The sequence below is a fragment of the Calothrix sp. NIES-2098 genome (genome assembly GCF_963875125.1).
GTDB lineage: Bacteria > Cyanobacteriota > Cyanobacteriia > Cyanobacteriales > Nostocaceae > Aulosira.
In genome coordinates this window covers 559,413-584,031 of record NZ_CAWNKJ010000001.1, presented here as the reverse complement: position 1 = coordinate 584,031, position 24,619 = coordinate 559,413, and the positions used below count along the sequence as shown (strand labels likewise).

Annotated in this window: 19 protein-coding genes; 11 read left to right on the top strand and 8 right to left on the bottom strand. The window is 41.7% G+C overall.

Translation table 11 applies throughout. From position 1 onward, the window contains the following. Nucleotides 1-66: 66 nt before the first annotated feature. The 3 genes from AACU33_RS02370 to AACU33_RS02360 all read right to left on the bottom strand — a co-directional run bounded on the left by AACU33_RS02370 (nt 67) and on the right by AACU33_RS02360 (nt 4,171). Entirely contained in the window at nt 67-2,433 is a 2,367-nt protein-coding gene (locus AACU33_RS02370) for an ABC transporter permease (RefSeq protein WP_096586864.1), read from the bottom strand. A gap of 277 nt (nt 2,434-2,710) precedes the next feature. Beyond that, a complete protein-coding gene (locus AACU33_RS02365) occupies nt 2,711-3,466 on the bottom strand; it encodes an ABC transporter ATP-binding protein (RefSeq protein WP_096586863.1) in 756 nt (251 codons plus the stop codon). An 18-nt stretch (nt 3,467-3,484) separates the two neighbouring features. Then, entirely contained in the window at nt 3,485-4,171 is a 687-nt protein-coding gene (locus AACU33_RS02360; protein WP_096586862.1) for a dienelactone hydrolase family protein, read from the bottom strand. A gap of 437 nt (nt 4,172-4,608) precedes the next feature. Here AACU33_RS02360 and AACU33_RS02355 point away from each other — a divergent pair, with 437 nt between their 5' ends. Beyond that, complete coding sequence (locus AACU33_RS02355; RefSeq protein ID WP_096586861.1) at nt 4,609-4,845, top strand: hypothetical protein; 237 nt, start codon at nt 4,609-4,611, stop codon at nt 4,843-4,845. A 125-nt stretch (nt 4,846-4,970) separates the two neighbouring features. Here the strand turns inward: AACU33_RS02355 and AACU33_RS02350 are convergent, their stop codons facing one another. Further along, complete coding sequence (locus tag AACU33_RS02350; RefSeq protein WP_096586860.1) at nt 4,971-6,206, bottom strand: LL-diaminopimelate aminotransferase; 1,236 nt, start codon at nt 6,204-6,206, stop codon at nt 4,971-4,973. Between the two features lie 1,007 nt (nt 6,207-7,213). Here AACU33_RS02350 and AACU33_RS02345 point away from each other — a divergent pair. Continuing rightward, nucleotides 7,214-11,245 carry a malectin domain-containing carbohydrate-binding protein gene (locus AACU33_RS02345; RefSeq protein WP_096586859.1) on the top strand — a complete coding sequence of 1,344 codons (4,032 nt, stop codon included), beginning with the start codon at nt 7,214-7,216 and terminating at the stop codon, nt 11,243-11,245. A gap of 166 nt (nt 11,246-11,411) precedes the next feature. On the opposite strand, the gene AACU33_RS02340 is transcribed toward AACU33_RS02345, so the two are convergent. Next, complete coding sequence (locus AACU33_RS02340; protein WP_096586858.1) at nt 11,412-11,732, bottom strand: TIGR03792 family protein; 321 nt, start codon at nt 11,730-11,732, stop codon at nt 11,412-11,414. Between the two features lie 136 nt (nt 11,733-11,868). Between AACU33_RS02340 and AACU33_RS02335 the strand changes: the two genes are divergently transcribed. Together AACU33_RS02335 and AACU33_RS02330 are read left to right on the top strand one after the other, a co-directional pair. Further along, on the top strand, nt 11,869-12,192 hold the full coding sequence (locus AACU33_RS02335; protein ID WP_096586857.1) for a phasin family protein: 324 nt from the start codon (nt 11,869-11,871) through the stop codon (nt 12,190-12,192). A gap of 78 nt (nt 12,193-12,270) precedes the next feature. After that, nucleotides 12,271-12,792: an FKBP-type peptidyl-prolyl cis-trans isomerase gene (locus AACU33_RS02330; protein WP_096586856.1), complete on the top strand. Its 522-nt coding sequence runs from the start codon at nt 12,271-12,273 to the stop codon at nt 12,790-12,792. 358 nt (nt 12,793-13,150) lie between these two features. Here AACU33_RS02330 and AACU33_RS02325 read toward each other — a convergent pair whose 3' ends face one another. Next, nucleotides 13,151-14,173 carry an anti-sigma factor antagonist gene (locus AACU33_RS02325; protein WP_339375708.1) on the bottom strand — a complete coding sequence of 341 codons (1,023 nt, stop codon included), beginning with the start codon at nt 14,171-14,173 and terminating at the stop codon, nt 13,151-13,153. A 223-nt stretch (nt 14,174-14,396) separates the two neighbouring features. Here AACU33_RS02325 and AACU33_RS02320 point away from each other — a divergent pair, with 223 nt between their 5' ends. Continuing rightward, nucleotides 14,397-15,194 carry a 7-carboxy-7-deazaguanine synthase QueE gene (locus tag AACU33_RS02320; RefSeq protein WP_096586855.1) on the top strand — a complete coding sequence of 266 codons (798 nt, stop codon included), beginning with the start codon at nt 14,397-14,399 and terminating at the stop codon, nt 15,192-15,194. Between the two features lie 59 nt (nt 15,195-15,253). Here AACU33_RS02320 and AACU33_RS02315 read toward each other — a convergent pair whose 3' ends face one another. Further along, nucleotides 15,254-15,898, bottom strand: a complete 645-nt coding sequence (locus tag AACU33_RS02315; protein ID WP_096586854.1) for a DUF3318 domain-containing protein — start codon at nt 15,896-15,898, stop codon at nt 15,254-15,256. Nucleotides 15,899-15,975: 77 nt separating this feature from the next. Further along, nucleotides 15,976-16,533, bottom strand: a complete 558-nt coding sequence (locus tag AACU33_RS02310; protein WP_096586853.1) for a hypothetical protein — start codon at nt 16,531-16,533, stop codon at nt 15,976-15,978. Nucleotides 16,534-17,223: 690 nt separating this feature from the next. Here AACU33_RS02310 and AACU33_RS02305 point away from each other — a divergent pair. The 6 genes from AACU33_RS02305 to AACU33_RS02280 all read left to right on the top strand — a co-directional run bounded on the left by AACU33_RS02305 (nt 17,224) and on the right by AACU33_RS02280 (nt 24,366). After that, a complete protein-coding gene (locus tag AACU33_RS02305) occupies nt 17,224-18,291 on the top strand; it encodes an amino acid ABC transporter substrate-binding protein (protein ID WP_096586852.1) in 1,068 nt (355 codons plus the stop codon). A gap of 74 nt (nt 18,292-18,365) precedes the next feature. Next, the gene (locus tag AACU33_RS02300; RefSeq protein WP_096586851.1) at nt 18,366-19,289 is read left to right on the top strand and encodes an amino acid ABC transporter permease; all 924 of its coding nucleotides are present in this window, start codon (nt 18,366-18,368) and stop codon (nt 19,287-19,289) included. A gap of 83 nt (nt 19,290-19,372) precedes the next feature. After that, nucleotides 19,373-20,524: an amino acid ABC transporter permease gene (locus AACU33_RS02295; RefSeq protein ID WP_096586850.1), complete on the top strand. Its 1,152-nt coding sequence runs from the start codon at nt 19,373-19,375 to the stop codon at nt 20,522-20,524. 34 nt (nt 20,525-20,558) lie between these two features. Further along, nucleotides 20,559-21,299 (top strand): amino acid ABC transporter ATP-binding protein, encoded by a 741-nt coding sequence (locus AACU33_RS02290; protein WP_096586849.1) that lies wholly within the window; start codon nt 20,559-20,561, stop codon nt 21,297-21,299. 159 nt (nt 21,300-21,458) lie between these two features. After that, entirely contained in the window at nt 21,459-22,367 is a 909-nt protein-coding gene (locus tag AACU33_RS02285; RefSeq protein WP_096586848.1) for a LysR family transcriptional regulator, read from the top strand. A 727-nt stretch (nt 22,368-23,094) separates the two neighbouring features. Next, nucleotides 23,095-24,366: a glycosyltransferase family 4 protein gene (locus tag AACU33_RS02280; RefSeq protein ID WP_096586847.1), complete on the top strand. Its 1,272-nt coding sequence runs from the start codon at nt 23,095-23,097 to the stop codon at nt 24,364-24,366. Nucleotides 24,367-24,619 lie beyond the last annotated feature (253 nt).

Sequence of the window (24,619 nt, the reverse complement as noted above, 5' to 3'; positions counted from 1 at the left end):
TTCCTAATAATTAATTAGCTGCGTTATTGCTTGGGAATCCCTCAAAAACCTTCTGCCTTCTGCAATTCATTCTCTAGTTTTCAAGACAGCAACTAAATTCAAATGAACAAGCTGACGACGGACAATTAACCCAGAAATTACAGCCGAAATCGCAACAAAAATAAACGCAAAGGCAAAGGTTGCTTTAGTGACATACAAAGGAAAACGATAAAGTTCTGAGTTATAAGCAAAAGACATCAAAGCACACAAGCCAAATCCGATCGCAAATCCTAAGGGAATAGCTGCAAGAGTCAATACAGCTTGTTCGTTGAGGAGGATAAATGCAATCTCAGCTTGCGTAAAACCAATTACCCGTAAAGTTGCTAATTCCCGACTGCGTTCTGATAAGGCAATGCGGGCAGCGTTGTAAATTACACCAAAAGCGATAATGCCAGCAAAAATTACCAATACAGTTGTAAAAATACTGAGACTACCAGCAATAGTTTCTTGAAAACGCGCGATCGCCATTTCTCGCACAGATACACCTGTAACTCCAGGCGTGCGTTTTAATAAAGAATACAAGCGATCGATTTGCAACGCATCGGCAGCGAGATAAGCGCCGGAGATAGTTCCGCCTTCACGCATCAACTGATTTAAAGCATGGATATCCATATATGCAGCCACACCAATCAGTTCATCTACTAAGCCAACTATGGCAACGGTGCGGGTTGGTCTTTCTCCTTCCAACACCTCTACCATCAGCATATCACCGGGTTTTACTTTGAGAATTTCTGCTAACTTCGTCGTTAATACCACGCCATTCGGGGGTAAATAGACAGTGTGTAATTGCCGATCTACCAAACGCCGCAATTCTCCCCCTGGTTCTAACCCAGTAATCGCTAGGCGATAGGTACGGTGTTCAAATCGCAATCGTGCAGCTACTACCCGAAAGACTTCAGCACGTAAAACACCAGGTAAATGAGCAACTTCATACCTCACACGCGATGGACGCGGCTGGTTGAAAACAATTGTCACATCTTCGCGCTGGACGTTGCGGAACTGCACATCAATCATGTGTTGCATCGCATCTGTAGAATAGCGACCAACAACTAAAATTGCCACAGCCAAGGCGATACCTACTGTAGATAAAATCGCCTGTACGGGTTTGCGTTCTAAATTGCGCAGTACGATCAAACCAGTAGGAGATAGGAGATACTTAAATCCCAGACGTTCGGCAATGGTGGGGCGAAAATGGGCGGGTGGTTCGGGACGCATGGCTTCTGCTGGAGGTAGAGAAACCGCCTTTTTTACTGCTATGAAAGCACCAATTACGGCTGCACCGCCACTAATGAGAATTGCCCCGATCGCAGCTGCCATTCCTACTTGATAGCGGAGAATGGGAAAGGAGAAAAAGCGGGCATAGTTATGAGTTAGCGCCGAACCAAACCACAGGCCGAAAGCAGTTCCGATGGTTGCACCTGTAAAGACAATTGCTAAGACAAACTTCAGGTAATGCCAACCAATGCTGAAATTGTTATAACCAAAAGCCTTGAGGACGGCGATTTGATCTCGTTGGGTAGCGATGAGGCGAGATAATAAAATGTGCAGTAGAAAGGCTGCGATCGCCAGAAAAATTGAAGGTACTATGGTTGCTGTGCCTTGCAGTTGGGTAATTTCTTCTGAAAGAAAACGATTAGAAAGCTGATCTTTGCGCGGGTAAGCACCAAATCCGCCATATCTTTCTAGCAATTTATCGAGGCGAAAAATTACATCTGCCTCAATTGCACCCCGCATCAGCGTTAAAGTGACATCATTAAACGCCCCATCCATATCAAAAGCCGTTCCCAGTGCTTTGCGTCCCATCCAAAAAACACCAAAACGCTGATTATCTGGGAAAATATCACCTGTACCTTGGATAGCGTAGACATACTCTGGTGAAAGTGCAATCCCGACAATCTGTAACTTTTGCCAGCGTCCGTTAATGACTGCGCCTAGCGTATCGCCTAAATCTAAATGATGGGCTTTCGCAAAGCTTTCACTAATTAATACTTCATTATCTCGCTCTGGCTGGATGTAACGCCCTCGCCGGATAAACAAGTCATTGAGTATTGGCGTTTGACGTTCAGGTATGGAAATTAACCTACCTACAGCTGGTTCGCTTCTTCCCGGAATATCCAGGCTAACATCTGCTATCACCCTAGTTTGTACCTGGGCGACTCCCGGAATTTCCTCAATTTTCGTTCTCAGGGATTCGGGGGCGCGTTTGAGTTGGGCGAAGACCTGCGCAAAACGGTATTCTTGGTAATAAGTAGTTTGGGACAGCTTCAGAGATTCGTAAGCACTCAGCATCGAGACAAAACCAGCAATTCCGCAAGCCACAACCAAAGCGATCGCAATCATTTGACCGCGAGAATGCCAGAGGTCGCGTAGCAGTTTGATATCAGTAGCTTTCATAAGAATTGCCAACCAATGCGTCTATGCACTAGCTAGTAGTAATTTCGCTAGGGAATTAACTTTTCAACTTCTTTTTTTCTTTCTCTTTCTTCGTGTACTTCGCGTACTTTGCGGTTCGTTCCTCAAATCCCTAATAATTAACGCGATGAACCATTAGTTATTTATTGAACCACAGAGACACAGAGGAGGGCAGTTGCGTGGGCGGGTTTCCCGACTTGAGCAAACTGCCTGTAAAACAGAGATAAGAGGTTTAAATTATCCTCTCCCTCTGCCTCTTCTACCACTCTAATTCCTCAGGAGCCAGCTTTTTCTGATTCTGCTGGATATGAGCAATTTGACCGCTACGCATTGTCACCACTCGATCTGCCATCGCTGCGATACCTGCATTGTGAGTAATTACTACAGTTGTTGTACCGAGTTCGTGATTAACTTGTTCTAGGGCTGCTAATACTAATTTACCTGTTTGAAAATCCAGCGCCCCTGTAGGTTCATCGCATAACAATACCTGCGGACGCTTGGCAATAGCGCGGGCGATCGCTACTCGTTGCTGTTCGCCGCCGGACATTTGCGCGGGAAAATGATCCAAGCGATCGCTTAATCCTACCAAAGCCAAAGCTTGCTCCGGACGCATCGGATGACGGGCAATATCAGTCACCAGCATGACATTTTCTCTAGCGGTGAGGCTGGGAATTAAATTGTAGAACTGAAAGACAAAACCCACACAGTCGCGCCGAAACCGGGTAAGTTCTGCCTCGCTAGCATTTGTCAGATCGCGATCGCGAAAGAAAACATGACCTTGAGATGGCACATCCAAACCACCCAAAATATTCAGCAGAGTTGACTTACCGCTACCTGAAGGCCCCAGTAGTACTACAAATTCTCCCTCATAAAGGTCAAGGTCAATCGACTGTAGCGCATGAACTTCCACCTCACCCATGCGGTAGATTTTAGCAACTCCCTGTACGTGAAAAACAACTCCTGGTGGTGCTGCTGGGTAAAGTTTGGCTGTGAGATCGCGCTGATTTCTGCCCATCTTAGACAATTTTGGATTTTAGTTTTGAGATGCGTCTTCTGCCAAGTAGCATTTAAACCATTCACTTGCTACTCGCGCCGCTTGTGCCAGCGTCCCTGGTTCGGGAAATAAATGGGTAGCATTGGGAATAATCTCCAGCTGTTTCGTTGTTTGCAACTGTTTGAGTGCATCTTCATGCATAGCGATCGCTGGCAAATCGTAGCCCCCTACAATCAGTAATGTTGGTGCTTGAACTTGAGGTAAGACTAAACCAGCTAAATCAAGGCGTCCGCTACGAGTCACAACAGCCTTAACTACCTCTGGACGTTCTGTAGCTGCAACTAGTGCCGCACCGCCTCCGGTACTAGCTCCAAAGTAACCTATCTTTAATTGGCTAGTATTTGAGTTTTGTAACAACCAATCTGTAGCACCAACTAACCGCGATGCTAACAACCGCATATCAAAACCCAAATGCCTTGTGCGTAGATCGAGTTCTTCCTCCTCCGGAGTTAGCAAATCAATCAGCAAAGTTGCTACTCCACATAATTCTAAAACTTCAGCAACATATCGATTGCGGGGACTATGACGACTGCTACCATTGCCATGAGCAAATAAAACGATGCTTGTAGCAGCATCTGGAACAACTAAATTGCCCTTTAACTTGACTTCACCTGCTGAGACTGAAACCACCTGTTGCTGGGTGTTTGGTGTTAACGTCCTAAGCATTGACTGAACCTCCACTTCCAAGTCATTTGCTATCAGCAATATCTCAAAATTCTCATTCTCTCTGTCTTGAAAAGTTCAGATCGCCGGAAGCCGGCGCTCCGACTTTTCGCTGCGTCTGGTGCGTGAGATAAATCATCCCGCCTTTATGCAACGCTTATTTTTTAACCTCATCTCCATCTTGAGGTTAGAAATAAATTGTGAGGAAAGCGTGAGGAAATCTCTATGAGTTTGGAGGCGATCGCACTCATGATGGTGGAATGTGGAATATTTTATTTACAGCGTTTTTAGGTAGGGGCACGGCACCAGTAAGATTATTATATGTACCGGAAGATTGTGGACGCCCTCAATACAACTTGGAAGTACCTTAACACGACTTGGAAGTACCTCAATACAACTTGGAAGTACCTTAACACGACTTTGCAGTACCTCAACACAACTTGGAAGTACCTCAATACAACTTGAAAGTACCTCAATACAACTTGAAAGTACCTCAACACAACTTGGAAGTACCTCAACACGACTTTGAGGTACCTCAACACGACTTGGAAGTACCTCAATACGACTTGGAAGTACCTCAATACAACTTGAAAGTACCTCAACACAGCTTGGAAGTACCTCAACACGACTTTGAGGTATCTGTTGCTTATACCAAATTCCTTGTGGTTATTATTTAACGCGATATTGAAAGCGATCGCTCGTACCAATTCACGAAAACCTTGATACAGATAAATTTTTCGTAGGGCACGGCATTGCCCATACCAACGTATTTGTATCATGATTAACGTGAAATGGTATTAGTCTATAAAGACAAGCGAGTTGTAATTCTCTGCATTGCCTCTTCTACATTCTCCCGGCTATTAAACGCGGAAATACGGAAGTAACCTTCACCCGCAGCACCGAAACCAGAACCAGGGGTTCCCACTACGTTGACAGTTTGCAGCAGCTTATCAAAGAATTCCCAACTCGATAACCCATTGGGAGTTTTCACCCAAACGTAAGGTGCGTTGACGCCACCATATACAGCTAACCCAGCAGCTGTTAGTTTTTCGCGAATAATTTTGGCGTTTTCTAAATAGAAACTCACCAATGCTTTAATTTGCGCTTGCCCTTCTGGAGAGTAAACTGCTTCTGCACCCCGTTGTACGATATAAGATACACCATTAAACTTGGTGGACTGACGACGATTCCACAACTTCCACAGTTCGACATCGGAACCATCTGCGGCTTTGGCTTTTAGTGTCTTGGGTACGACGGTTAAGGCACAGCGAGTTCCTGTAAAGCCTGCATTTTTGGAGAAAGAACGAAACTCGATCGCTACTTCTCTTGCACCTTCAATCTCATATATAGAATGAGGAATATCGGGATCGGTGATATAAGCTTCGTAAGCAGCGTCAAAGAAGATAATCGAGTTATTAGCTCTAGCATAGTCTACCCATGCTTTTAGATGTTCTTTGCTTGCAGTGGCACCAGTAGGGTTATTGGGGAAGCAAAGATAAATTAAATCGACTTTCTCTTGAGGAATCTCTGCGGTAAAGTAGTTTTCTGCGGTAATGGGTAAATAGACTAAGTCGGCAAACTCGCCTTTATCGTTAGCGTTGCCTGTGTTGCCTGCCATAACATTGGTGTCTACATAGACAGGATAAACCGGATCTGTCACCGCGATCGCATTATCGTGTCCAAAGATTTCCAGAATATTCCCGGTATCGCACTTGGAACCGTCGGAGATAAAGATTTCCGAAGCGTCGATATCAGCCCCCCTTGCTTGAAAATCTTGCGCTGCAATTTTCTCCCGTAACCAAGCATAACCTTGTTCTGGGCCATAGCCTTTGAAGGTAGCGCGATCGCCCATTTCTTCTACAGCTTTAATCATCGCTGTGCGGCAAGCTTCTGGTAAAGGTTCTGTAACATCGCCAATACCCAGGCGAATGATTTTAGCATCAGGATTGGCTTCAGCAAAGGCATTTACCCGCCGGGCAATCTCCGGAAACAGATAGCCTGCTTTTAGCTTGAGGTAGTTGTCGTTAATCGTTGCCATAGTAGATTGTGAAAAACGCCCTCAAACAGCTTACTGTAATTGACAGGCGCGATCGCATTCTGCACTCATACCATCTCGAAAAATTAGGGCTACACCCAGTATTATCGCCAAGCTAATCGCAGACATCGTTGTTGAAGGTTGTGTTAGCCTTCATTTCTGCTGACAACGATTTTTTGCGAAGTAAATCAGATTCTCTAGAATTTCTCCCCTGAGCATAGCAGCTCAATTGTATCCTCTCTGATGAGGAAACCGTTTGAGAATCAGGTATTGTCTTGAGATTTATTCAACTGAGAAATCAAATATTGTTGTTTGCTAGATGAATTCTGCTTAATTCTGGAAAAAATACCTATCTAACTTCTTTCCTTTTTTCCTTGTTCCTGTTCCTTGTCTTTATACAGAATTGCCGGAATCCAACAGGTTGCGATCGTTTTCCTTCAAAATTAACCAGAAAATCGCAACTTCATCATATACTTAAATATTTTTTATATAAAGTTCAAGCAATCCTAGCAAATTCCATATATTCCTTCATCAAAAATTTATTAATATTTAATTCATATAAAGTGAAAAATTCTTAATTTAATGTTTAAGGAAAAAATATCAAAAGTTTATAAAAACTCTTGTGTAAAGTTCATATTTTCAGTGAAATTGAGTAGGCTATTATTTGTACATATAAAAAAGCATGATTGCTAATAGCTCTTTTGTGATTAGCTCAGGGAGGATCGCCAAGACAAACAGCTATAATTCAGATTCTTTTAAAATTACTAATAATTCGGCTACAAGGCAGAAAATAACCAGGTTTATAATTGACAGCAATTTTAGTATGTTGAAAGACTTGGTTTGTCGAATCTCTGGAATAGTGGGGATGTTGTAGCGAAGAACTTTACAGTAAATAGTGAAGCTTTGCTTTCTACAAATTCCTTAAATCACAAGATATTGACTTTAATAGTCAATATTACTCGCATCATTAGCAGTACAAATAACAAGCACACAATCTTACTGTTACCTCTATGGCGGTGACAGTAATTCGCAATGAAACTACACCAACACTAACACCTATGGCAACACCAGGAATAATTCGCATTGATGCAGGTGCAGATAAGTCTTACACCGATGTTCTAGGTAATCTGTGGTTAGCAGATCAATATTTTATTGGTGGTAATCTCTACTCCACAACAGCCGCGATCGCCAACACCGACGATGACCCTCTTTATCAAACAGAACGATGGCTAAATAATCTTAAGTATGCGATCCCAGTCAGCAACGGCAACTACACAGTTAATCTGAAGTTTGCTGAAATCTATTGGGATGGCACAGGTCAGCGCCTATTTGATGTCAGCGCAGAAAATCAGCTACTGATCGATGACTTTGATATTTTTGCCCAAGCAGGCGGCAAAAACATCGCTTTGGACAAGTCCTTCAATGTCAAAGTCACTGATGGCACACTGAACTTAGATTTCTTAGCCAGCGCCGATAATGCCAAACTGGCGGCGATTGAAATCATTCCCGTCACCACAACTCCTACTGCACAAGTAAATGTGCAACAGACTGATGGTAATACAGCAGTCACAGAAGGCGGCAATACTGATACTTACTCGTTAGTTCTCAGTTCTGCACCTACAAGTAACGTCACCATTACCGTCTCTGCACCTGGTAATCAACTGAGTTTTGATAAAACCACCCTCACCTTCACCCCAACTAACTGGGATAAAGCCCAAACTGTAACTGTCACAGCCGTTGATGATACTGCTGTCGAAGACCTACAAACTGTCAATATTACTCACACTGTTAGCAGTAGCGATCCCAAATACGACAAACTCGCTGTTGCGGCTCTTCCAGTCACTATTACCGATAACGATGGTGGTTCTACTGCAAAAGCCATTCGGATTAATGTCGGTGGTGGCACTTATACTGATACCAAAGGTAATCTGTGGTTAGCAGATCAATATTTTTCAGGCGGTAATCTTTACTCTACAACAGCCGCGATCGCCAACACCAACGATGACCCTCTTTATCAAACAGAACGATGGCTAAATAATCTTAAGTATGCGATCCCAGTCAGCAACGGTGACTACACAGTTAATCTGAAGTTTGCCGAAATCTATTGGGATGCCGCAGGTCAGCGCCTGTTTGATTTGAGTGCAGAAAATCAGCTACTGATCGATGACTTTGATATTTTTGCCCAAGCAGGCGGCAAAAACATCGCTTTGGATAAGTCCTTCAATGTCAAAGTCACTGATGGCACACTGAACTTAGATTTCTTAGCCAGCGCCGATAATGCCAAACTGGCGGCAATTGAAATCATTCCCGGAACCACAACTCCTACTGCACAAGTAAATGTGCAACAGACTGATGGTAATACAGCAGTCACAGAAGGCGGCAATACTGATACTTACTCGTTAGTTCTCAGTTCTGCACCTACAAGTAACGTCACCATTACCGTCTCTGCACCTGGTAATCAACTGAGTTTTGATAAAACCACCCTTACCTTCACCCCAACTAACTGGAATACTGCCCAAACCGTAACTGTCACAGCCGTTGATGATACTGCTGTTGAAAGCACTCAAACCGTCAATATTACTCACACTGTTAGCAGTAGCGATCCCAAATACAATAACCTTGCTGTTGCGGCTCTTCCAGTCACTATTACTGATAACGATGGTGGTTCTACTACAAAAGCCATTCGCATCGATACAGGTGCAACTAAATCTTATACTGATACCAAAGGTCAGGTATGGAGCGCAGATAAGTATTTCGTAGGAACTAGCGATGTATATTCCACTACTGAACCGATTGGTAAAACCGACGACGACGCAGTATATCAAACTGAGCGTTATGGTAAAAACTTGTCTTACCAGATTCCGGTAGCGAACGGTAACTATGCTGTCAACCTACACTTTGCAGAAATTTACTGGACTAACTATAATCAAAGGCTTTTTGATGTCTCTTTAGAAGGTCAGAAAGTTTTTGATAATGTAGATATTTATGCCAAATCTAAAAATGCTTTCTACTCAGGCAATAATTCTGCCCTGATTCTATCTGCTCCTACCCAAATTGTGACGGATGGCATACTCAACATTGATTTAGTAGCCAGTGTTGATAACGCTTCAATTACAGGTATAGAAGTCATTCCAGTGACTGGGCCTCAAGTAATTTTGCAACAAACCCAGGGCAGAACTGAAGTCTTTGAAGGAGGCGCTGGTGATAGCTACTCGCTAGTTCTCAATACACAACCCACATCTGATGTGACAATTAATGTGGTGACAGGCAATCGGTTGAACGCAAATAAAACCAGCCTGACCTTTAATGCTAGTAACTGGAATGTTCCCCAAACAGTTACCATCAATGCGGTTGACGATAAAGTAGTACAGGGTGCTCAAACAGTTAATATTACTCACACCATCACGACTACAGATAACAACTACAAAAATCTCAGCGTTCCCAATCTCGCTGTTGACGTCGTTGATAATGATATCGTTGCCGTCAACTTCACCAAGAAAACAGTAGTAGACTCGATTAGTCAACCTACTGTAGGAGCTTGGGGACCAGATGGTAGGCTTTACGTGGGTACTTACAGTGGTGAAATCAAAGCATACACCTTCGATCAGAACTACAACGTTACTGACGTCCAAACGATCAACACGATCAAGAATTTAGAAAATAGCCAAATCCTAGGGATTGCTTTTAACCCTTATGATAAGTCTGGTTCACCAAGTATCTACGTTGCTCATAGTAAGCTATATGCTAATGGTGGACAAGGCTTTCCTAAAACTGAGCTTTCTCCTTATAGCGGTCAAGTTTCAATATTGGAAGGAACGAATTTTTCCACACTGAAACCTTTGGTAACAGGGCTACCAGTTTCTAACCACGATCATGGAATTAATGCTTTAACCTTTGATAACCAAGGCAAGCTATACATTAATGTTGGTGGTAATACTAATGCAGGTGTTACTAATGAAAATATAGGTGGTATTCCAGAGTCTCCTTTCTCAGCTGCTATCCTCGTTGCCGACATTACAAAACCCAACTTTAATGGCCAGATTAAATACGAGCTACCAAATCCTCTACCACCTGGTTATCAAATACCCAGTGGATTAACCTTTAATCCAGCAGACAGTCAGGCATTTGGAGATATTGCTAAGGTCAAGCCTGGTGTAGATGTATCTGTATACGCTAGTGGATTTCGTAATCCCTTTGATGCTGTCTTCACGACCAAAGGCTTATTTTATACAACAGACAATGGTGCTAACGCCAACTTTGGAGATATCTCTACCGGGCCTAACACTCAAAAACCCACACCGGAGTATTATTCTGCTCCCGATGAGCTAAATTTGGTGAAAGCAGGTGAATACTACGGTCATCCCAACCGCAATCGGGGAATTACTGACACTCGTCAAAATGTTTACTATGCACCAACTGACCCAAGTATTCCAGGGGTATATACTGCTCCGCTAACAACTTTCGAGTCTTCAACCAATGGGATTGATGAGTATCGTGCAACAACATTCCAAAACCAATTACGAGGTAATTTAATTACCCAAAAATGGGATGGTAAACTCTATAGCGTCACCTTATCGGCAGATGGCACAAAAGTACAAAAAACTACAGTCCTAAATGCTGATTTTCCCGTTGCAGATGGTTTGGATGTTCTCGCAGGCCCCGGAGGTGCGATAGTTGGTATCGATTTAACTAGCAACTCTATTACAGTCGCCATGCCTAACGATTCATCCGTCGGAACGAATCCTGCTGTGTGGGATATCTTCCCTTGGAGAGCGCCAGCAATCGGTGGTAATACATTTGTAATTGGTGGTAAGAACTTTGGGAATTTAGGAAATACTCAGGTCTCCATCGGCGGACAATTTGCATCGCTGACCTCAGTGACCAGCGAAAGAATCATTGGAACCTTACCTAACTTTGTCGACAAACCGCTAATTGACCCCAACGGTAACGGACTCTTAGATTTGGTTGTGAGCACTAGTGGTAAGGACTCAGTAATAGCAGATGCATTCTTACCATTATCTGGTTCTGCCATTTTCGTATAACCGTAGTGAGATTTCGATGAAGCAACACTTGTAATCTGTCAGTTTTTGCAATTATGCACAGTAGGGGTACAAGAATTTTGTACCCCTTTTTTTCATAACTTTGGCAGAATAGGATTTTGGTAAAGTTGCAGTCACCCTCTTCTTACTGGTTATGCGAATCTTAACCTCAAAGCTTGACAAAGGAGCTGAACTCAGTCTGTACTTGATACTCTGCTGACTCCACCAACTTATAAGTATCTCCCAAGGCTGCGGCAAAGTTTTGTTCAACAGCTTCTAATTCTGCAAAAGGTATGGCTTGCCAATGCTCTTTTGTTGCCCAACGAATCACAAAGATAATTTCTGTAGAGTCGTGAGGATTGAGCCAAACTTCTTTACCTAGAAACCCAGGATACTGAGCAAGGGCAGTTGTCCAAATTTCCGCATCCTTTTGTACATACGTTTTCTGCATTTCGGCAGAAATTTTAAATTTCAGCAATTCTATAACCACACCTTGCCATTCCTTGTATTTGCCAATTTGCCAAAATAGAGTTGTAGGCTAGAATAACTACGCTTTTAGCATAGCTTGATTGCATACACTCAAGAGCAAGGGTTGGCTGGTTTGAAATAAGTAAGAGGAAGGTAGTATGGATAATAACAATTGGATGCAGCAGTTATTGATGCTTGGTATTGGCACAACGTCTTTGGTAGCAGACAAACTACGCCAAGTCAGTGATGAATTGGTTAAGGATGGCAAGCTTAACCCTGAGCAAGCAAAAGCTGTGATGGATGATATTGTACAGCAGTTGCGATCGGAGCAGGGAACTTGGGAAGCTCAAATGCAACGGCAAATGCGCAATATGATGCAGGATTTAGGGGTAGCTCGTCAGTCAGAGGTAGACGAACTGCGGGGGAGAATTGACCGTTTAGAGCGTCAAGTGCGGGATTTAGAAAATAAGCTTTGGCGTTAGGGCATCCTTTGTGATTTAAACTAATTTGTGTCCTGTTGGTCATACTGTGCCAAACTACCTAAGTAGGGAGGATTAATTTTGAAAGCAATTTTACTCAGCGTTGGGTTAATGCTGGTATGTGTTGTGGTTTTGGTATTAGCGCAAGTTGGTAGTAAACAGGACTCTGCCATTGCTGCTAATTTCACTCAACCTACAGCAGTCCCCACTACTATTACTGAAAACAATACTTTGATTGCGAGCAATACTATGTCTGACGCCAATGCCGTAACTACCCCCTCTGGATTAAAATACGTTGAAATCAAAGAGGGGACTGGGGCGACTCCTCAAACCGGACAAAAGGTTGTGGTTCACTACACCGGTACTCTGGAAGATGGTACTAAGTTTGATAGTTCGCGCGATCGCAACCGTCCTTTTGACTTTACACTTGGCGTTGGACAAGTTATCAAAGGCTGGGACGAAGGACTTAGCACTATGAAAGTCGGCGGTCGTCGTCAGTTAATTATCCCACCTGAATTGGGTTATGGCGCTCGTGGTGCTGGTGGTGTAATTCCACCTAACGCTACCTTAATTTTTGATGTGGAATTGTTAGACGTTAAATAGAGTTTAGGGAAGGGGTTGAGGAGGAAAAGGGAGGGAAGACAAGAAAGACAAGAAAGACAAGGAAGAAATAATAACTCTTGCTTATTGCCTTCTTCACTGTGGACTTTTGAACGCCACTTGCTCCCCTTGGGGAGACCACGCCAGTTCCTACAACGGAGGGAACCTCCGCAACGGACTGGCTCCCCTGCGTCCCCGTCAGTGGCTCCTCTTGACTCTTGACCCTTAACCCCTAGTAATTTTCATAAGCTTTTTTCAGATTAAAAAAGATGTGCGCCCCAGAAAAATGTAACTGAGACGCACGCATTAATTAATTGTGGAATTTACAATTTAGTGACAAATTAAAAATGAAGTTAATCGGCTAAACTGCACCACTGTTCTTATGAAATAGAATGAGTATAGTTTTGAAAATTAGCTTGAAATCGTACAGTAAACTCCAATTTTTTTGATACTGCAAATCCAAACGAATTACATCTTCAAAACTTCTTACTTTTGACCTTCCATTTACTTGCCATTCGCCAGTCATCCCAGGTCTAACATCCAAACGCTGCCATTCTGGAACTTCATAGCGTTCTACTTCATCAGGCGTGGGTGGTCGAGTACCAACTAAACTCATATCCCCTTGGAGAACGTTCCAAAATTGTGGCAATTCGTCTAGACTAGTACGCCGTAAAAAGCGACCTACTCGCGTGACTCTGGGATCGCTCTCATTCTTGAAGAAAGCACCTTGGACTTGGTTTTGCACTTGAGATTTTTTAGCTTCTGCATCCACACACATAGAGCGAAATTTCCAAATCTCAAAACGTTTTCCCATCCAACCACAGCGGGTTTGGCTAAAGAAAATCGGGCCGGGATCGTCAATTTGAATCGCGATCGCAATCGGAATTAGTAAAATTCCTGTAATTACCAAACCCACCAATGCCCCAACAATATCGATCGAGCGTTTCATCCAAGACGCCACAGAAGGATGAGTAGTAGGTAGCGGCTCAACCTTACGCGCAAAAGATACTTGAGCAGCTGTGGGATCGTGTTGTTCTTTTTGCGGTAGAATTTCAGATGATTCAATCGGAAAAACGCGATCCAATCCAGTGAGGTTTAGGACTGCCATTACCGGAGGATTTACATTACGTAGGATAAATAATATTTGTTTTTCCTTGGCGGTTTTGAAATTACTGACCAGGGCACCTAAACCACTACTATCCATAAAGGTAGTTTGGTGAAAGTCAATAATTATTTGCTTAAGTTGTGCATTTGCCTGGATTAACCCTTGGCAAGTTTGCTTAAAGCTCACGGCCTCAAGCACGCTCAACCGAGCCGGAACCTCCACTATTGCTGTTTCATGTAAAGAAGTAACTGGAACGACCTCTTTTGGTTGGCTAGTCATGAAGCTCTGCACTTTAGTTGCCGTGTAAATGTAAGCTGCCAAACAACATTAATTTGTGATCATGTAATTACCTATCCTCATCTACAATTAGGAGGAATCAGGACTAATTGCTAGTGAATTGGGAGAGGTGGTAGATTGCCTGCGACGATTCACAATAGAACAAGAGCTAAAAAAACTTACTTGCTTTTGTGAAGACGCGGCGCGATCGCGTTGATATCATCCCATGACTGCTAAAACTACGGTTAAACCTACTGCACGCCTGATAGAGGTCTTTTCTGCCATTCAAGGGGAAGGACTGAATGTTGGGACACGTCAGATTTTTGTTCGCTTTGCTTTGTGTGACTTACGCTGCCACTTTTGCGATAGTGCCCATACTTGGAATGCACCCTCAACCTGTAAGATAGAGCGAACCCCTGGCTTACGAGATTTTGAAGTACACTCCAACCCTGTCCCACTGCCCATTTTATTAGAATGGGTGGAACGGCAAAATTTACCTTCCCTACACGATAGCATTAGCTTAACTGGTGGCGAACCCCTGCTTCACGCTCCATTTTTAGCACTATTTCTCCCGCAAGTGCGAGATATCACCAATTTACCCATATATCTAGAAACTGGAGGCCATCGCCCAGAACAGTTAGCAATAATTCTGCCTTACTTAGACTCTGTAGGTATGGATTTCAAGCTACCGAGCGTTAGCGGTGAAAGCTATTGGCAAGAACACGCCGAATGTTTGAAATTATGTCACGATTCACATTTAAATGTTTTTATCAAGATAATTGTTTCGCAAACAACAGACCCAACTGAGTTGGAACGTGCGGCTTTATTAGTAGCAGCCGTTAGTCCTGAGATTCCAGTGTTTTTACAACCTGTTACACCTTTGGCTGATTCCGAAAAATTGACGGCAAAATCTATACTTGCCCCTTCTCCAGACCAGGTTTTGAAGTGGCAAGCTTTGATGAAAAAGTTTGTGCCGCACGTCCGTGTTGTGCCTCAAACTCATAAAATGTTAAACCAGCTTTAAAAAGTAGCGAGTGCTGAGTGTAATTGACTCCGTACTCGTTACTTAAAACTCAGCAATGATTAAAATCCACCTTCATCTACAGTTTTAGATTTACCTTTTGCCTTATTAGCACTGCGTTTGAGAGCCGAGAGCCTAGCTTCATATCTAGAGCGCTGGCGCTTGCTAGGAGTGTTGTCGATTAAGGTTTTTAGGGCACTACCCAGACTCTTGTAGGCGTTAGGGAGACTATAACCAAAACGAGTAGCCAGAGCGATCGCTTTCTCGTCAGCATCTACTAATTCTTTGAGTTGCTTTTCGCCATTATTTTTTTGGTATAACCGCCAGCCGGAAACACCACAAAGTGCTAACGCTAAAACCAGTAACAATCCATCCTGTACCCACAACTCACCTACAGCACCACCTAAACCAATAGCCAGTGCTGCCATTTCCCAACCATCTTTGGGAATTGTGTCATTTTGAATGCGGGCGACTTCGTGCCAAAACAGCAGATTACGCTGATCCATTGCCAGAGTATCCCATTTCACCAAGTCAATTTGGATTTCTACCTGGTCTTTACCAATCTCTTCGCTACGGATCAGGGGTGGATTGACCTCAGTTGTGCCTTCAACCGTGACCCAGCTCTGCAATTCTGGCGGTAGTAAGCCTTTCAACCGCCGAAGTTCACTCATTTCCGCTTTGGCAGAGGAGGTTGCATAGGATGTCATAAAATCCAGCCCTAGAAAAATTCAGTATATAGTGAGGGTATCACTTTGGAGTATAGCTATTTAAGTGATAATCCGCCTCACTCGTTGGGAAAACTTCCTCGCTTCTTCCTCGCTTCCATTGCTTTTTCTAGAATTTCTAGCAATCCCGGAGCTTCTTCTTGAATACTCAGTAACAGTCTTTCCCCTAGTTCTATATTCCCTGGATCGTGACCTGTTTCCATTACCTCTTTGAGGCGTGGCATCGCTATGCTGTCTACAATCTGAATTAACCCGCTTAAACAACGGTTAAATTGTTTTTCCGTAAGAATCGAGTCTTCTAAGGGAAACTCAATAATGGCACGGATTTCACCATCAGATGGATCGTACTCCCATTGCAGCATCTTGGTTTCCCAAGAAATAGCCAGCATTGTCTGTAGGATAGCTCCCTTATGAGGATGCTCTTGAACTCCTGCCAGAACTTGAGGAGCAAACACGCGAAAAAATTTTCCCTCCTCATCCAATTGCACCACTATCAGGAAGTCTTCTAGGTGATCGGCTTCCACACCTGTAACTATCCGATCTTCTTCGTCATCAAAACGATATTCCCAACCAAGGTTGTCTAAGTACTTAGCAATTTGTTTCAGATTAGCTCCCATAAAAGCCTCATAAGGAACGGTGGAGCAGCTGTTACCAAAACTAGTTTAACCTGCTAGTGGCAGATGCTTAGGTTAATGCCGTACTTCTGTTTTCATAGAAGTATGTAATTCAGCTCTTGTTTATTAGCCAACCTAGTAAAGTTGTGTGGAATTCAAAATTCCCTACAGTGAGGGAAACTTGGTTGGGGTATCTATAAACAACCTATAGTATCAGCTTTTGATATCGTTTTAGCTCGTAGGTTAGGTTCCTTAGCTCTGGATAAATTGATTTTAGATTTAACTTGATTCCCTGATTTTAATTAAAAATTCGCAATATTTAAACTAGAAGTTTCGAGAAAACCCAATTTTTTAATGATGTATATGGTAAGAAATACTAATGCTTTAATTAAGTTGTTTATTGACAAATATAAATAGCGTTTTTGTATAAATTAGTATAAAAAATAGATTAAAAAAATAAAGCAATTAGACAGTAATAAATAATATTTCTTTGGCAGCTACGGGTTTTAGAAATACATCTTTAATAGATCTGAAGCAGTTTGAAAAACAAGTAAAACCTTTACATTTGATGTTTAGGCAAAGAACTTTAACACAGAGTCACAAAAAGTTTTATATTACAAACATCTACCTAATTTCACAGAGAAATTGTAGTAGTAAACACATTTTTGCCTGGTGAATGCCCATTTAATAATTATGCGTAAATCAGCGTTAATTTTAGCGATCGCACCCCTAATATTTGCCATTACTGCTTGTAGTGGCGAGTCAGGAAATACTGCTAATACATCTAGCACCTCAGCACCACAAGGAATTAAAAATCGCTGGGATACAGTAAAAAACCGTGGTCAGTTAATTTGTGGTGTGAGTGGCGAAGTACCAGGGTTTAGCTTTGTCGGAACTGACGGTAAATACAGCGGTATCGATGTAGATGTTTGTCGCGCTGTAGCAGCTGCTCTGTTTGACAATCCAGATGCAGTAGAATTTCGCAATCTCAACTCCAAAGAACGGTTTACAGCTTTGCAAACTGGGGAAGTAGATATTCTCAGCCGCAACACTACATGGACACTTAGCCGCACAACATCAGTCGGCTTGGAATTTGCACCTGTTGTTTTTTATGATGGTCAAGCCATCATGGTTCGTAAAAATAGTAACGTCAAAACTCTAGCAGATCTCAAAGACAAAGCCATTTGTGTTCAAACGGGTACTACTACCGAGCAAAACTTAGCAGACCAAATGCGCAAACGGGGTATTACTTACAAACCAGTTGTTTTTGAAGACGTAAACATTACCTTTGCTACTTATGCTGAAGGACGTTGCGATGGAATTACAGCTGACCGTTCAGCGTTAGTTTCTCGGCGTTCGATTTTACCCAAAGCTGAAGATAACGTGATTCTTGATGAAGTTATTTCTTCGGAACCACTAGCACCAGCAGTCGCCAAAGGAGATACTAAGTGGGCTGATACTGTAAATTGGGTAGTTTACTCTCTGGTAAAAGCTGAAGAATTAGGCATTAATTCCCAGAATTTGGCACAATTTGCCACCAGTAACGACCCAGACATTAAGCGATTTTTAGGAACAGAGGGCAACCTCGGTGAAGGACTCGGCTTAACAAACGACTTTGCAGCCAGAATAATTAAGCATGTTGGTAACTATAGTGAAGTTTACGATCGCAATCTTGGCCCAAAGACAAAACTCAATCTAGCACGCGGCCAAAATCAACTCTGGTCAAAAGGTGGATTGCTCTATTCTCCACCGTTTCGTTGATTAGGGATGATGGGGGAAGCAGGGAACAAGGAAGTGTGGAGAGTGTGGGAGAAATAACTAATGACCAATGACCAATGACAAATCTAAAATTGTTATGGCGCGATCGCCGATTTTGGCGTATTTCAGGACAATTTCTCGCTGTATTTTTAGCAGTAGTTGTAGTCATAATCCTCTGGAGCAACCTAAACCGCAATTTGCAGCAACTAGGTATTAAGTTTGGGTTTGATTTTCTTAAGCAACAAGCATCTTTTGATATTGGTGAAACGCCAATTAGCTACAAACCAACTGATACTTATAGCCGCGCCTTGTGGGTAGGATTAATTAACTCATTGCGAATAGCGATCGCTGGAATTTTCCTGACAACAATTGTTGGAGTTAGTGCAGGAATTGCTAGGCTCTCTGATAATTGGCTAGTGAGGAATATTGCTTTAGTTTATGTGGAAATTTTTCGGAATACTCCCTTACTGCTGCAATTGCTGTTTTGGTACTTTGCGGTTTTCCTTGGATTTCCCAAAACAGAAAATAAAATTTCCCTCTGGGGGTTGATCTACCTGAGTCAAAATGGTGCAGAATTTCCTTGGTTTACATTATCTCCAGAGTTTTCAGCATTATTATTAGGCTTGACTTTTTATACAGGTGCATTTATTGCCGAAATTGTCCGAGGAGGAATTCAATCAGTACCCAAGGGACAATGGGAAGCAGCGCGATCGCTTGGCTTAAAACCAGGTTTAGTGATGCGGTTAGTGGTGTTTCCTCAAGCTTTGCGGGTAATTATTCCTCCACTGACAAGCCAATATCTCAATTTAACAAAAAATTCTAGTTTAGCGATCGCTATTGGCTATCCCGATATTTATTTTGTTTCCTCTACAACTTTTAACCAAACAGGGAGAGCCGTAGAGGTTATGTTACTCATTATGCTCACCTATCTTACACTCAGTTTGACAATTTCTGTAGTAATGAATTTGTTCAACCGTATGGTGCAGATTCAAGAGAGATAAATATAAAAACAAGAGTGACAAAGCGCAAAGTCGGAGCGCCGGCTTCCGGCGATCAGAACTTTGTAAGAGAGGACAAATGACCAATGACAAATTCTCAATTATTATGGCTGCGTAAAAATCTGTTCAGTACTTGGTACAACAGCTTGCTGACTGTTGTTTGCTTAGTTTTCCTTTTATGGATAGCTAGAGGAATATTAATTTGGGCTACAACCCAAGCACAATGGGCAGTAATTCAAGTTAATTTGCGTTTATTTTTAGTAGGAAGATTTCCGCAATCCTTATATTGGCGAGTTTGGATTGTGCTGGCGATCGCTTCTACTTTAGCTGCTGTAACTTGGGGTGTATTTTCAAGCAAACAACGTTTAACAAAGCTTGGCTTAACTCTTTATATTTTAATTTTTGCTACTCTATTAGTTATTTTACCCCTAGATTTTACATCCTGTCTTTGGTTGCTATTAGTTGGTGTTTTGTTAGCTATCGGATTTTGGATTGGGAGAAGATTTACTAAAGTAATTTATCCCTGGATTTCCCTAGTATGGTTATTATCTTTCCCGATAATTCTCTGGTTAATTGGTGGGGGATTGGGGTTGCAATCTGTATCTACAAATTTGTGGAACGGTTTGCTCCTTACTTTATTAATGGCAGCAGTTAGTATTGTGCTTTCCTTTCCAATTGGAGTTTTACTAGCTTTAGGGCGGACTAGCAATTTACCCCTAATACGTTGGTTTTGCATCCTGTACATAGAAATCATCAGAGGGCTACCCTTGATTGGAATCTTATTTCTTGCACAAGTAATGCTGCCATTATTTTTACCAGTTGATATCCGTTTAGATCGGGTAGTGCGAGCAATTATAGGACTTGTTTTATTTAGCGCTGCTTACATGGCAGAAAATGTACGTGGCGGACTCCAGGCTATCTCACGCGGACAAATTGAAGCTGCTAAAGCACTAGGATTTAATTCTCTGTTTGTTGTTATATTAATTGTCCTACCACAAGCTTTACGTGCTGTAATCCCCGCAATTGTTGGTCAATTTATTGGCTTATTTAAAGATACCTCACTTTTATCTTTGGTAGGATTAGTAGAACTTACAGGAATTGCCCGTTCGATTTTGGCACAACCGCAATTTATTGGACGCTATGCAGAAGTTTATTTATTTATTGGATTAATTTACTGGGTATTTTGTTATTCAATGTCCCTGGCTTCTCGGCGATTAGAAAGGCAGTTAAGTAGATAAAGGGAGAGAATAAAAATTGAAGAGGTGAAATTTTATGTCAGAACCAACCCCGATAATTGTAGCTGAGGATGTTCACAAATGGTATGGACAATTCCACGTTCTTCAAGGTGTGAGCTTAACAGTAAATCGTGGTGAAGTAGTAGTCTTGATGGGGCCATCTGGTTCGGGTAAATCGACATTCATCCGCACATTTAATGCTTTAGAAGAATATCAAAAGGGTAAAATTGTTATAGATGGGATTATCTTGAGCCATGATTTACGAAATATTGATGCAATTCGCAAAGAAGTAGGCATGGTATTTCAACAGTTTAATTTATTTCCCCATCTGACAGTGCTACAAAATATCACTTTGGCACCAATTTGGGTGCGTCGCTGGAAGCAGGACAAAGCTAAAGAATCGGCAATGCAATTGTTAGAAAGAGTAGGAATTTTAGAACAAGCAAACAAATATCCTGGTCAGTTATCTGGAGGACAGCAGCAACGGGTGGCGATCGCTCGTGCCCTAGCGATGCAACCTAAAATTATGCTATTCGATGAACCCACCTCAGCTTTAGATCCGGAGATGGTTAGAGAAGTTTTAGATGTGATGCGAGGTCTTGCTCGCGATGGGATGACAATGGTAGTAGTTACCCATGAAGTGGGATTTGCCCGTGAAGTTGCTGACAGAGTAATTCTCATGGATAGCGGTTCCCTCGTTGAGTCAGGGACTCCAGACTCCTTTTTCAATCAACCCCAAGAAGAACGAACCCGCAAGTTTTTATCGCAAATTCTCTAACTATTTTTGCCGCACTACTTCACACTAAGCTTGAGCAAATAATCTATCTGGATGTCGGCTCAATTCCTGCAAAGCACTACTCATAAATTTATAAGTCAGCAGTTTCCAGATGACCAATATATATTTATAAGGAATTAAGACTTATGAAATATCAAATTTATGGAATTGCGACACCTGCGCTACTTTATTGCTGTGGCTGAAGAATTGCACTTTAGTAGAGCCGCAGAACGACTACACATCGCTCAACCCCCCTTAAGCCAGCAAATTCAGCAGTTAGAAGCAGAACTTGGGATAGAACTATTCCAGCGAAAAACCAAGCGACAAGTGCAATTAACAGAGGCCGGACAGGTATTTTTGCAAGAAGCTTACCAAATCTTGGCTCAATTGGATCGAGCAATTGATTTAACTCAACGTACAGGAAGAGGTGAAAAGGGACAACTGCGGATAGGGTTTACCAGTTTAGCGACTTACGGCTTGCTTCCTTTAATTTTGCGACGATTTCACGAACAGTTTCCTGAGGTAGAGTTGGTGTTGCAGGAGTTGACGACAACTCAGCAAGAGCAGGCTTTAAAAGATGACCGTATTCATGTGGGTTTTGCTCATCCACCTTTAGAAGACAAATCTCTCTCTCAAGAGTGCATTCAGCAAGAAGCCTTAATTGTTGCTTTACTGGAAAGTCATCCCTTTGCTCAACAACAATCTATCGCAGTGCGATCGCTTGCTGATGAGTTTTTTATCATGTTCCCGCGGCATTTAGGGTCAGGACTTTACGACCAAATTATCAGTCTTTGCCAACAAGCAAATTTCAGCCCTAATATCACTCAAGAAGCCAACCAGATGCAAACAATTATTGGGTTGGTTTCAGCGGGAATGGGAATTGCGATCGTACCGTCTTCTTTACAAAATCTTCAAAGGGGTGGCGTTGTTTATCGTGCGTTAGACGAATCAACACCATTAGTAGAAACTTCTGTAGTGTGGCAGCAAGAGAAGATCGTGCCAGTCCTGAAGAAGTTTCTCCAAGTTGTCAATACAATATGCAGTCAATCGATTAAAGAATTAATCAAATAAAATCTGTGTCTATATTGAGGCTTACCAAGTAATTAAATCATTAATGATTCTCTATAAAAAATTTATACTTATTCACTTTCAAGAAGTTATATTGATCATCTAGACAATTTGACCATAGTCAATTCATGAATACTGTGCTATGGAATTTTATAGAATTAAACTAATATTTTAAAGCTCTAAAAATATTGGTGATAAGTTTTGTCTTTAAGCAAGAGAAGTACTCTGTTCTTACTGATATAAAGTTTGCATTTAAAAAAGAATTAATAATGTATCTAATTTCCTCAGAGTTATCTCTTAACATCTACAGTATCTACTATGTAGCATTTATGTGCTTGTTAGACGTGTAATTGCTGTACATTGAGGTTTGATTCACAAATATAAATCTTGAGACTTGTAGAGCCAGAAATTATTATCCTATATAGTTCTAAGAACTTTCGATAAAGTTAATTTGATGCTTCCTTAAAGTATTTTTAACCTAGAATAATAGGGATTATACTTAGGTAACATTACTCTAGAAAAGATTCAAAAAATGACTTTATTAGTAACAAAAAAATCAAGTATTCACTACGTATGTTATGTCAAAGTTTACTCAATCTTCAACGAAAAGTCACTGACAGAAAAAGAGTCTACATGGAGAATTAAATAGGGGTGCTTCAGAACGTCAAAAAATCTTGGGAAGAAATATTGTTTTTCAATAAAAAACCAGATAATTCTGACTAAATTTGTTATGCGGATTTTGATTTACTCCTACAACTACTATCCAGAGCCAATTGGTATTGCCCCGCTGATGACGGAATTAGCAGAGGGACTGGTTAAGCGGGGACATCAGGTGCGTGTAGTTACGGCTATGCCCAACTACCCCGAACGTCAAATCTACCAAAACTATCGGGGCAAGCTGTATCTTACCGAATCCAAAAATGGAGTTCACATTCAACGCAGTTATGTTTGGATTCGTCCACAACCAAACTTGCTCGATCGGATATTGTTAGATGCTAGTTTTGTTGTCACCAGTTTTTTCCCTGCACTAATAGGTTGGCGACCAGATGTAATTATTTCAACATCACCATCTCTACCTGTTTGCGTTCCAGCTGCTCTTTTAGGATGGTTGCGTAACTGTCCTGTGATTTTAAATCTTCAAGATATTTTACCGGAAGCAGCTATTCATGTAGGGTTACTAAAAAACAAATTCCTCATCAAGATATTTACGCAATTAGAAAAGTTTGCTTATCAAAGTGCTACTAAAATTAGTGTCATTGCTGATGGATTTGTAGAGAATTTGCTAAATAAAGGTGTGCCTTCTGAGAAAATTGTGCAAATTCCTAACTGGGTCGATATAAATTTTATTCGTCCTTTGCCTAAAGAAAATAATCAATTTCGGGAAACACACAATCTCAAGGATAAATTTGTAGTTTTATACTCTGGGAATATTGCTCTGACACAAGGTTTAGAGACAGTTATTCAGGCTGCTGCTATGTTACGCCATATTCCAGAGATTGTTTTTGCGATCGCTGGTGAGGCTAAAGGTTTGCAGAGATTGCAACAAGACTGTCTCAATTACGGTGCAGATAACGTTTTGTTGCTACCATTTCAACCGCGAGAACATTTGCCGCAAATGTTAGCAGCTGCGGATGTGGGTTTAGTTGTACAAAAGAAAAATGTTGTATCCTTCAATATGCCCTCAAAAATCCAAGTACTGCTTGCTAGTGGCAGGGCATTGATTGCATCTGTACCTGACAATGGTACGGCAGCAAGAGCTATTAGACAAAGTGGTGGCGGGTTTGTTGTTCCTCCTGAAGATCCCCAAGCTTTAGCAAATGCGATTCTCGACTTGTATCAAAATCCGGAGCAAGTTAAAACTCTAGGTTATCAAAGTCGCCAATATGCTGTTGAACAATATGCATTTGAACAAGCTTTAAATCAGTATGAGAACTTATGTTACTCGCTCACAGCAGATGCTCAAGTAATTAAATCCCCAGCTATCTCGAAACAAGAAGTTTAATCTAACGACTCAAAATCCCTGCCTGAGCATAAGCAGGCAGGGATTTTTTTCATCTAAATCTGTGATTGTAACAATTATTGCAAGTAAGTATTAGCTATATCTAAGATAAACTAACGTAAGCTTCCTGTGCTCTGTATTTATTTAGAGATTCTATCTGAATAGAAAATCTAATGAGAAATATCATACATTTGGATGATAAATCATATAGCTTTAGGGGCATGGTTAAAACATTTTTTTATTTATATTGTAAATA

Coding starts and splice junctions, on each gene's coding strand:
- AACU33_RS02370 (WP_096586864.1), bottom strand. CDS start 2,433: ATGAAAGCTACTGATATCAAACTGCTACGCGACCTCTGGCATTCTCGC.
- AACU33_RS02365 (WP_096586863.1), bottom strand. CDS start 3,466: ATGGGCAGAAATCAGCGCGATCTCACAGCCAAACTTTACCCAGCAGCA.
- AACU33_RS02360 (WP_096586862.1), bottom strand. CDS start 4,171: ATGCTTAGGACGTTAACACCAAACACCCAGCAACAGGTGGTTTCAGTC.
- AACU33_RS02350 (WP_096586860.1), bottom strand. CDS start 6,206: ATGGCAACGATTAACGACAACTACCTCAAGCTAAAAGCAGGCTATCTG.
- AACU33_RS02345 (WP_096586859.1), top strand. CDS start 7,214: ATGGCGGTGACAGTAATTCGCAATGAAACTACACCAACACTAACACCT.
- AACU33_RS02335 (WP_096586857.1), top strand. CDS start 11,869: ATGGATAATAACAATTGGATGCAGCAGTTATTGATGCTTGGTATTGGC.
- AACU33_RS02325 (WP_339375708.1), bottom strand. CDS start 14,173: ATGACTAGCCAACCAAAAGAGGTCGTTCCAGTTACTTCTTTACATGAA.
- AACU33_RS02320 (WP_096586855.1), top strand. CDS start 14,397: ATGACTGCTAAAACTACGGTTAAACCTACTGCACGCCTGATAGAGGTC.
- AACU33_RS02315 (WP_096586854.1), bottom strand. CDS start 15,898: ATGACATCCTATGCAACCTCCTCTGCCAAAGCGGAAATGAGTGAACTT.
- AACU33_RS02310 (WP_096586853.1), bottom strand. CDS start 16,533: ATGGGAGCTAATCTGAAACAAATTGCTAAGTACTTAGACAACCTTGGT.
- AACU33_RS02305 (WP_096586852.1), top strand. CDS start 17,224: ATGCGTAAATCAGCGTTAATTTTAGCGATCGCACCCCTAATATTTGCC.
- AACU33_RS02300 (WP_096586851.1), top strand. CDS start 18,366: ATGACAAATCTAAAATTGTTATGGCGCGATCGCCGATTTTGGCGTATT.
- AACU33_RS02295 (WP_096586850.1), top strand. CDS start 19,373: ATGACAAATTCTCAATTATTATGGCTGCGTAAAAATCTGTTCAGTACT.
- AACU33_RS02290 (WP_096586849.1), top strand. CDS start 20,559: ATGTCAGAACCAACCCCGATAATTGTAGCTGAGGATGTTCACAAATGG.
- AACU33_RS02285 (WP_096586848.1), top strand. CDS start 21,459: ATGGAATTGCGACACCTGCGCTACTTTATTGCTGTGGCTGAAGAATTG.
- AACU33_RS02280 (WP_096586847.1), top strand. CDS start 23,095: ATGCGGATTTTGATTTACTCCTACAACTACTATCCAGAGCCAATTGGT.